At 65.7% G+C, this 7,141-nt stretch carries 6 protein-coding genes and 1 pseudogene; 6 read left to right on the top strand and 1 reads right to left on the bottom strand.

The window, feature by feature from the left end; genetic code table 11:
• The coding region (locus tag VF662_RS02670; protein WP_464137396.1) for a sensor histidine kinase at positions 1 to 1,283 on the bottom strand (1,283 nt) is incomplete at its 3' end.
• A gap of 154 nt (positions 1,284 to 1,437) precedes the next feature.
• On the opposite strand from VF662_RS02670, the gene VF662_RS02675 reads away from it, so the two are divergent.
• From VF662_RS02675 to VF662_RS02700, 6 genes and pseudogenes are all read left to right on the top strand, one after another.
• Positions 1,438 to 3,066 carry a putative bifunctional diguanylate cyclase/phosphodiesterase gene (locus tag VF662_RS02675; RefSeq protein ID WP_464137398.1) on the top strand — a complete coding sequence of 543 codons (1,629 nt, stop codon included), beginning with the start codon at positions 1,438 to 1,440 and terminating at the stop codon, positions 3,064 to 3,066.
• Positions 3,067 to 3,117: 51 nt separating this feature from the next.
• Positions 3,118 to 3,931 (top strand): annotated as a pseudogene (gene dapF, locus VF662_RS02680) (diaminopimelate epimerase); the annotation flags it as partial.
• A complete protein-coding gene (gene mtaB / locus VF662_RS02685) occupies positions 3,927 to 5,135 on the top strand; it encodes a tRNA (N(6)-L-threonylcarbamoyladenosine(37)-C(2))-methylthiotransferase MtaB (RefSeq protein ID WP_464137406.1) in 1,209 nt (402 codons plus the stop codon). The pseudogene dapF and the gene mtaB, both read left to right, overlap by 5 nt.
• Positions 5,132 to 6,070 (top strand): signal recognition particle-docking protein FtsY, encoded by a 939-nt coding sequence (gene ftsY / locus VF662_RS02690; RefSeq protein ID WP_464137400.1) that lies wholly within the window; start codon positions 5,132 to 5,134, stop codon positions 6,068 to 6,070. Before mtaB ends, ftsY begins: the two co-directional genes overlap by 4 nt.
• The gene (locus VF662_RS02695) at positions 6,067 to 6,690 is read left to right on the top strand and encodes a septation protein A (RefSeq protein ID WP_464137402.1); all 624 of its coding nucleotides are present in this window, start codon (positions 6,067 to 6,069) and stop codon (positions 6,688 to 6,690) included. Before ftsY ends, VF662_RS02695 begins: the two co-directional genes overlap by 4 nt.
• Positions 6,691 to 6,692: 2 nt before the next feature.
• Positions 6,693 to 7,141, top strand: a 449-nt coding sequence (locus VF662_RS02700; RefSeq protein ID WP_464137404.1) for an ABC transporter ATP-binding protein, incomplete at its 3' end; no start/stop codon positions are given.

Raw genomic sequence — 7,141 nt, forward strand, 5'->3', positions numbered from 1 at the left:
CAGCCATTTCGCACCACCGGCAGCGCGATGTGGGTGGTATATCCGCCTTCGGGATCCTGACCATGGGAGCAGGCAGCGTCATCCCCGTAGCGAGCGGTGAGTCGGTCGCAGACGTTCGCCAGGCCGACGCCCTCTCCGTGCGAGCCGAGGGGATCTTTCGCCATCACGTCGCCGTCGTCCGTCACCTCGATGTGGAGGCGCCCCGCCTCCTCCTCCGCCGAAATCCGGATCGTCACCGGGCGCTTCGAGCGGGCGACGCCGTATTTGATCGCATTCTCGACGATCGGCTGCAGGATCAGGACGGGCACCCGGGCATTGCCGAGCTCGGGCGGGATGTCGATCTCCACCCTCAGCCGTTCCGGAAAGCGCACCTGCTCGATATCGAGATAGAGACGCTGCAATCGTATCTCTTCCTCGAGCGACACGTCGGCGGTGGGATCGGCCGAGAGGGTCGTCCTGAAGAAGGTCGACAGGTTCATGATCATCTGTTCGGCGGTGTCGGTGCGCTGCGCCAGGATCAGCGAGGACAGCGAGTTCAGCGTGTTGAACAGGAAGTGCGGGTTGATCTGGTAGCGAAGGGCGCGGAGCTGCGCCTCCTGCGCTTCCCGGGCGAACGCCGCCGCCCGCCGGTCCGACGCCCGAAGCTGCGCGGCATAGCTCATCGCCACATAGACGGCCGCCCAGGCCGCGAAGAGGAAGTACCAGGACAAGGTCCCTTCGGCGATCGCATTCAAGGCGATCTCGGCGGGCGACATTCCCTTCATCTTCCACATGCTCAGCCTTGCGGCATCGAGCGGCGCATAGACGTAGAAGAGCGCATAGTTGACCGTCGCGAAGACCATCGAGGCCGGCAGGCACAGGAGCCCGGCGATCGTCGCCTTACGGTTGAGTGTCGCCGAGGCCAGCGGCCGGAGCATCAGGTACACGACGAAGGTGATGCCCATCCCGCAAAACATCGCCACCGCGCGCCGTGCGACCATCTCCCAGAAATCCGGCTGCTGGATCACGATCGCCCGCAGGGTGATCAGCACCATATAGGTCAGCCAGAAGGCGACGATCGACTTGATCGCCACGCCGAGATCGGGGAGGCGACCCGCGATTCCACTCCCGGAGGAGGACGCGGTCTTATCCGTCACATCGGCAGCTGGAGAGAGGCCGCCCGAAGATCGGGGCTCGGAGACGCTCTCGAAATGCGCGGGAGCCGCGCGGAGCAGGCGCTCCGCTGCCCTTGCGCCGCCGCCCAGGTCTTGATCCGCGGTAAAATGGCCGGCCTGCTTCAGCATCTTTTCCCCAACGCTACCCCCCGGTAGTCTCGGCTCCTACACCAGATTTCCCGGGCTGTGGAGCTTCATCCACGCCGCGGGGAAAAACCGGCTTAACCCCTTCTTCACGAGGCCTCCATAGACGCTGCCCTGGGGCAGGGAGAGCTACGCAAGCATGGCGAGCATGTTTTCGAACAAGGGGATCGAAACGGATCAGTCCGGCCAGGACGATTTCGTCATCATCGGTATTGCGGTCGGCACCCTGCTGGTGCTCGCCGCGGTCGGGAACTACTATTTCAACACGCTCCGCGACAAGCTGCTGCATTTGAGCTCCCACAACAGCAGCCTGGTCATCTCGCTCCTGCTGCTGAACGTCGCACTCACGATCTACGGCGCTCGGAAGTGGCGCGATGCGAAGCGCGAGGTGATCGAGCGGACGGCGGCGGAGAAGCGCGCCCAGTCGCTTGCTTCGACCGATCCGCTGACCGGCTTTCTCAACCGCCGCGCCTTCGGAGAGGCGGTGGAGGAGCTGCTCGCAGGGAGCAAGAAGGGCCGGTCGGTGGCAATGCTGATCGTCGATCTGGACGGCTTCAAGACGATCAACGACGTGCACGGCCATTTGACGGGCGACAACCTGCTGCGCACCACAGCGCAGGTGATCGCCAAGGCGCTGCCCAAGGGAGCCGTCTCCGCACGCCTGGGCGGCGACGAATTCGCCGCCGCCTTCCCGTTCGACACCGACGCCGCCGCGAGCGTCGATTCGGTCGCAGAGCAGATCGTGGCGCGGCTTGGGAGGCCGTTCGAACTGGCTGGCGTGCACATCCATGTCAGCAGTTCGGTCGGCGTTGCGCGCTCCGATGTGGATTGCACCACCGTCGATGCCCTGCTTCGGCGCGCCGACATCGCCATGTACGCGGCCAAGAAATCGGGGCGCGGCCGTTTCGTCTGGTTCGACGGGAGCATGGAGCGCGAACTCCAGAAGCGGAACAGTACGGAGGCGGGGCTTCGCGCAGGGATCCCGCGGCACGAAATCGTCCCCTATTTCGAGCAGCAGATCGATCTCGTTACCGGCAGCCTCCACGGCTTCGAAGTGCTCGCCCGGTGGCAGCATCCCGAGCTTGGGCTGGTGCCGCCGGTCGAATTCATCGGAGTCGCGGAGGAATGCGGGCTGATCGGCGACCTTTCCATGTCCGTAATGCGCCAGGCCTTCCAGGAGGCGCGGGGCTGGGATCAGGGGCTGACCCTTTCCGTCAATATCTCGCCGGCGCAGCTCAAAGATCCGTGGCTTTCGCAGAAGATCGTGAAGCTGCTGGTGGAAACCGGCTTTCCGGCCGAGCGGCTGGAGGTGGAGATCACCGAGAGCTCGCTGTTCGAGAATCTCGGGCTTGCCCAGTCGATCGTCGGGAGCCTCAAGAACCAGGGCATCCGCATCGCACTCGATGATTTCGGCACCGGCTATTCCTCGCTTGCCCACCTTCGGGCGCTGCCGTTCGATCGCATCAAGATCGACCAGAGCTTCGTCATGTCATTGAACGAGAATTCGGAAAGCGCTGCGATCGTGAACGCGATCACGAAGCTGGCCGACAGCCTCAACCTCGCTGTGACGGCCGAGGGGATCGAGGACCGGCTGATCGAGGCGCGGCTTCGGCAGATCGGAAGCTATAAGGGCCAGGGCTATTTCTACGGCAAGCCGCTGCCGATCGCGGAAGTGCGCAAGATGCTCGCGAAGAAGGGGCTTCTGCCGAGCGCCCGCTCAAGGCAGGCGCCGGTGGAGCATGGCGAGGCGCTCCGCCGCACCGCCTGAGCCGGGGGCGCCGGTGGACTTGGGAGGCGCTACTCCCTAGATCGCGCGCCTATGATGCGGCGGTTCCACAAGATGCACGGCCTCGGCAACGACTTCGTCATCTTCGATGCGCGCCGTGAGCCGCTCGCCATGGACGCGGCGCGTGCGCGGGCCGTGGCGGACCGCCGGACCGGGGTCGGCTGCGACCAGCTGATCCTGCTCGAGCCCTCCGAATGCGCCGACCTCAAGATGCGGATCTTCAACGCCGATGGCGGGGAGGTCGAGGCGTGCGGCAATGCGGCGCGGTGCGTGGCGCTGCTGGAAGGCGGAGAGACCAGCATCGAGACGCTCGGCGGCACGCTCGCCGGATCAACCGCTGACGGCGAAGCGAGGGTGGACATGGGCGTCCCCCGCTTCGAGTGGGACGAGATCCCCCTCGCCTACCCCATGGACACGGCTGCGATGCCCGTCGGATGGGAGGAGCTGCAGAACCCTGCGGCGGTGAATGTCGGCAATCCGCACGTGATCTTCTTCGTCGAGGATGCAGACGGGGTAGAGCTTGAGCGGCTTGGGCCGCAGATCGAGGGCGACCCCCTCTTCCCCGACCGGGTGAACGTCAATGCCGCCTCGATCGAAGGTGGAGCGATCAGGCTTCGTGTCTGGGAGCGCGGTGCGGGCCTTACCCAGGCTTGCGGAACCGGCGCCTGCGCCACCGCCGTCGCGGCAATTCGCCGGAAGCTCGTCCGATCGCCGGCCGAAGTGCGGCTCCCGGGTGGTTCGCTCAGCATCGAGTGGGTCCCTGGCGGGTCGATCCGGATGCGGGGCGGCGCCACGCACGTGTTCAGCGGTGAGATCGCCTTGTGAGTTTGGACGTGATCACCATGGGCTGCCGCCTCAACGCCGCGGAGAGCGAGGCGATGCGGATGCTTGCGGCGGACGAGGAGGATCTCGTCATCGTCAACAGCTGCGCGGTCACCAACGAGGCCGTGCGGCAGACGCGCCAGGCGATCCGGCGGGCGAAGCGGGCGCGGCCCGAGGCGCGCGTGATCGTGACCGGCTGCGCGGCCCAGGTGGAGCCGGAGACGTTCGCGGCCATGCCGGAAGTCTCTCGCGTGCTCGGCAATCGGGAGAAGTTCGAGCGGGAGAGCTTCGGGAGAGCGGCGGATCGCGTGCGCGTCTCCGACATCATGGCGGTCCGGGAGACGGCGCCTCATCTCGTCACAGGCTTTGCCGAACATTCGCGCGCGTTCGTCGAGGTGCAGAACGGGTGCGATCATCGCTGCACCTTCTGCATCATCCCCTATGGCCGCGGGAACAGCCGCTCGGTGCCGGCGGGCGCGGTGGTGGAGCGGATCAAGGCGCTGGTGGACGAAGGCTATTGCGAGGTGGTGCTGACCGGCGTCGACGTCACTAGCTACGGGCCGGACCTTCCCGGAAGCCCGAGCCTCGGGCTGCTGATCGAGCGCATCCTGAAGAGCGTCCCTGCCCTTCCCCGGCTCCGGCTCTCGTCGCTCGACAGCGTCGAGATTGACGAGCGGCTGGAGGAGATCATCTGCCACGAGCCGCGCTTCATGCCGCACCTCCATATGAGCTTCCAGGCTGGCGACGACATGATCCTGAAGCGCATGAAGCGCCGCCACAGCCGCGCGCAGGCGGTGGAGACCGTCGCGCGACTGAAGGCGAAAAGGCCTGAGATCGCGATCGGAGCGGATCTCATTGCCGGCTTTCCGACCGAGACCGAGGACATGGCCGAGAACAGCCTGCGGCTGATCGACGACTGCGACATCGTGATGGGGCACATCTTCCCATATTCGCCGAAGCGGGGCACGCCGGCAGCGCGGGTGCCGCAGGTGCCTGTGGAGGCGATCAAGGCGCGGGCGCGGCGGCTCCGGGAGGCGACGGCGCGGCGTAAGTCGTCGTGGCTGCAGGGGATGGTCGGCAGCCGGCAGCGGGTGCTGGTCGAACGGGGCGAAACCGGTCATTCGGAGAATTTCGCGCCGGTGCGTATCCGGAGCGACCGTGTTGGAGAGATTGTAGAGGTGGTCGTGAGCGGGGTCGAGAACGGAATGCTGATCGGAGAGGCGGCTTGAGCGAGACTCCCTGGCTCGACCGGCTTCGCGGCGGCTTCCAGAAGACATCGGAGCGCCTTGGTGAGAACCTTACCGGGCTCTTCACCAAGGCTGCGCTCGATCCTCAGACGCTGGACGACATCGAAGAGGCGCTGATCGCCTCCGACCTCGGTCCCGCAGCGGCCGCGCGGGTGCGGGATCGACTGGCAGGGGAGCGGTTCGAGCGCGGGCTCAGCGAGGCGGGCGTAAAGCTGGTCGTTGCCGACGAGCTGTCGAAGATCCTTGCGCCTGTTGCGGTGCCGCTCGAGATCGACGCCTTCCCGCGGCCGCAGGTGATCCTCGTCGTCGGCGTCAACGGTTCCGGCAAGACCACCACCATCGCCAAGCTCGCACATCTGTTCCTGGAGCAGGATTATTCGGTGCTGCTCGCCGCCGGCGATACCTTCCGGGCGGCGGCGATCGGGCAGCTCAGGATCTGGGCGGAGCGAATCGGCGTGCCCATCATCACCGGCCCCGAGGGCGGCGACGCCTCGGCGATCGTGTTCGACGGCGTCAAGAAAGCGACTGCCGAGGGGATCGACGTGCTGATCGTCGATACCGCCGGCCGGCTCCAGAACAAGACGGGTCTGATGGACGAGCTCGCCAAGATCCGCCGCGTGCTCGGCCGCCTCAATCCTGCCGCGCCGCACGACGTCGTTCTCGTGCTCGATGCGACGACGGGGCAGAATGCGCTCAATCAGATCGAGGTATTCAAGGAAGTCGCGGGCGTGACCGGTCTCGTGATGACCAAGCTCGACGGCACCGCCCGTGGCGGCGTTCTGGTCGCGGCCGCTCAGCAATATGGAATTCCGATCCACGCGATCGGGGTTGGGGAAGGCATGGACGATCTGCGCCCGTTCGACCCTGAAGAAGCGGGCCAGGCGATCGCCGGCGCCACGGACGAGGAGTTGCAGTGAAAGACAGCGAACAAAGGAAGGCTTCCACCGGCGCCAAGCTGGCGATCGATCTGGGGCCGCTGCTCGTCTTCTTCCTCGTCAACGGCTTCGCGCCGGTCCCGGACGTGCTCAAGATCTTCTACGCGACCGGCGCCTTCATGGCGGCGATGATCGTGGCGATGGTGATCTCGCAGATCCGCTACCGCCACATCTCGCCGATGCTGCTCTTCTCCGGCGTGATGGTGATGGTGCTGGGCGGCATCACCCTCTGGCTGCACAACGAGACCTTCATCAAGCTCAAGCCCACCATCTACTATCTGGTGGCGGCCGGCCTTCTGACGTTCGGCGTCGTGACGCGCCGCAATCTCCTGGAGACGGTGCTCGGCTCAGCCTATCCCGGCCTTTCGGACCGCGGCTGGCAGCTGCTGACGCGCAACTGGATCCTGTTCTTCGTCGCCATGGCGCTGGTGAACGAGGCCGTGTGGCGAAACTCCAGCACCGACTTCTGGGTCGGTTTCAAGCTCTGGGGCGCCCTTCCCGCGACCTTCATCTTCGCGCTCGCCAACGTGCCGATGCTGATGCGGCACGGCATGCAGCTGGAAAAAGGAACGGAGGAACCGCCCGTTCCTCCGACGCAATAGACATGCAGCCGGTCATCTCCATCTCGGGCCTCACCAAGGCCTATGCCTCGGGGCACCAGGCGCTGAAGGCGGTCGACCTCGACATCCGGCAGGGAGAGATTTTCGCGCTGCTGGGTCCCAACGGTGCCGGCAAGACGACGCTGATCAGCATCGTCTGCGGGCTTGTGACGCCAAGTTCCGGTGCGGTGCTGGTGGCGGGGCACGACATCATCCGTGACTATCGGCGGGCGCGCACGTTGATAGGTTTGGTGCCGCAGGAGCTCAACACCGATGCATTCGAGGCGGTGTGGGATACCGTCACCTTCAGCCGCGGCCTGTTCGGACGCCCGAAGAACCCGGCCTTCATCGAGAAGGTGCTGAAGGACCTTTCGCTCTGGGACAAGCGCAAGGAGAAGATCAAGGAGCTGTCGGGCGGCATGAAGCGCCGCGTGATGATCGCCAAGGCGCTCGC

The sequence above is a fragment of the Allosphingosinicella sp. genome, assembly GCF_036387215.1.
In the GTDB taxonomy this organism is placed as follows: domain Bacteria; phylum Pseudomonadota; class Alphaproteobacteria; order Sphingomonadales; family Sphingomonadaceae; genus Allosphingosinicella.

Excerpts from the sequence above, each read along its gene's own strand:
- mtaB (WP_464137406.1), top strand. The coding sequence starts at position 3,927 with ATGGGCTGCCGCCTCAACGCCGCGGAGAGCGAGGCGATGCGGATGCTT.
- VF662_RS02675 (WP_464137398.1), top strand. The coding sequence starts at position 1,438 with ATGGCGAGCATGTTTTCGAACAAGGGGATCGAAACGGATCAGTCCGGC.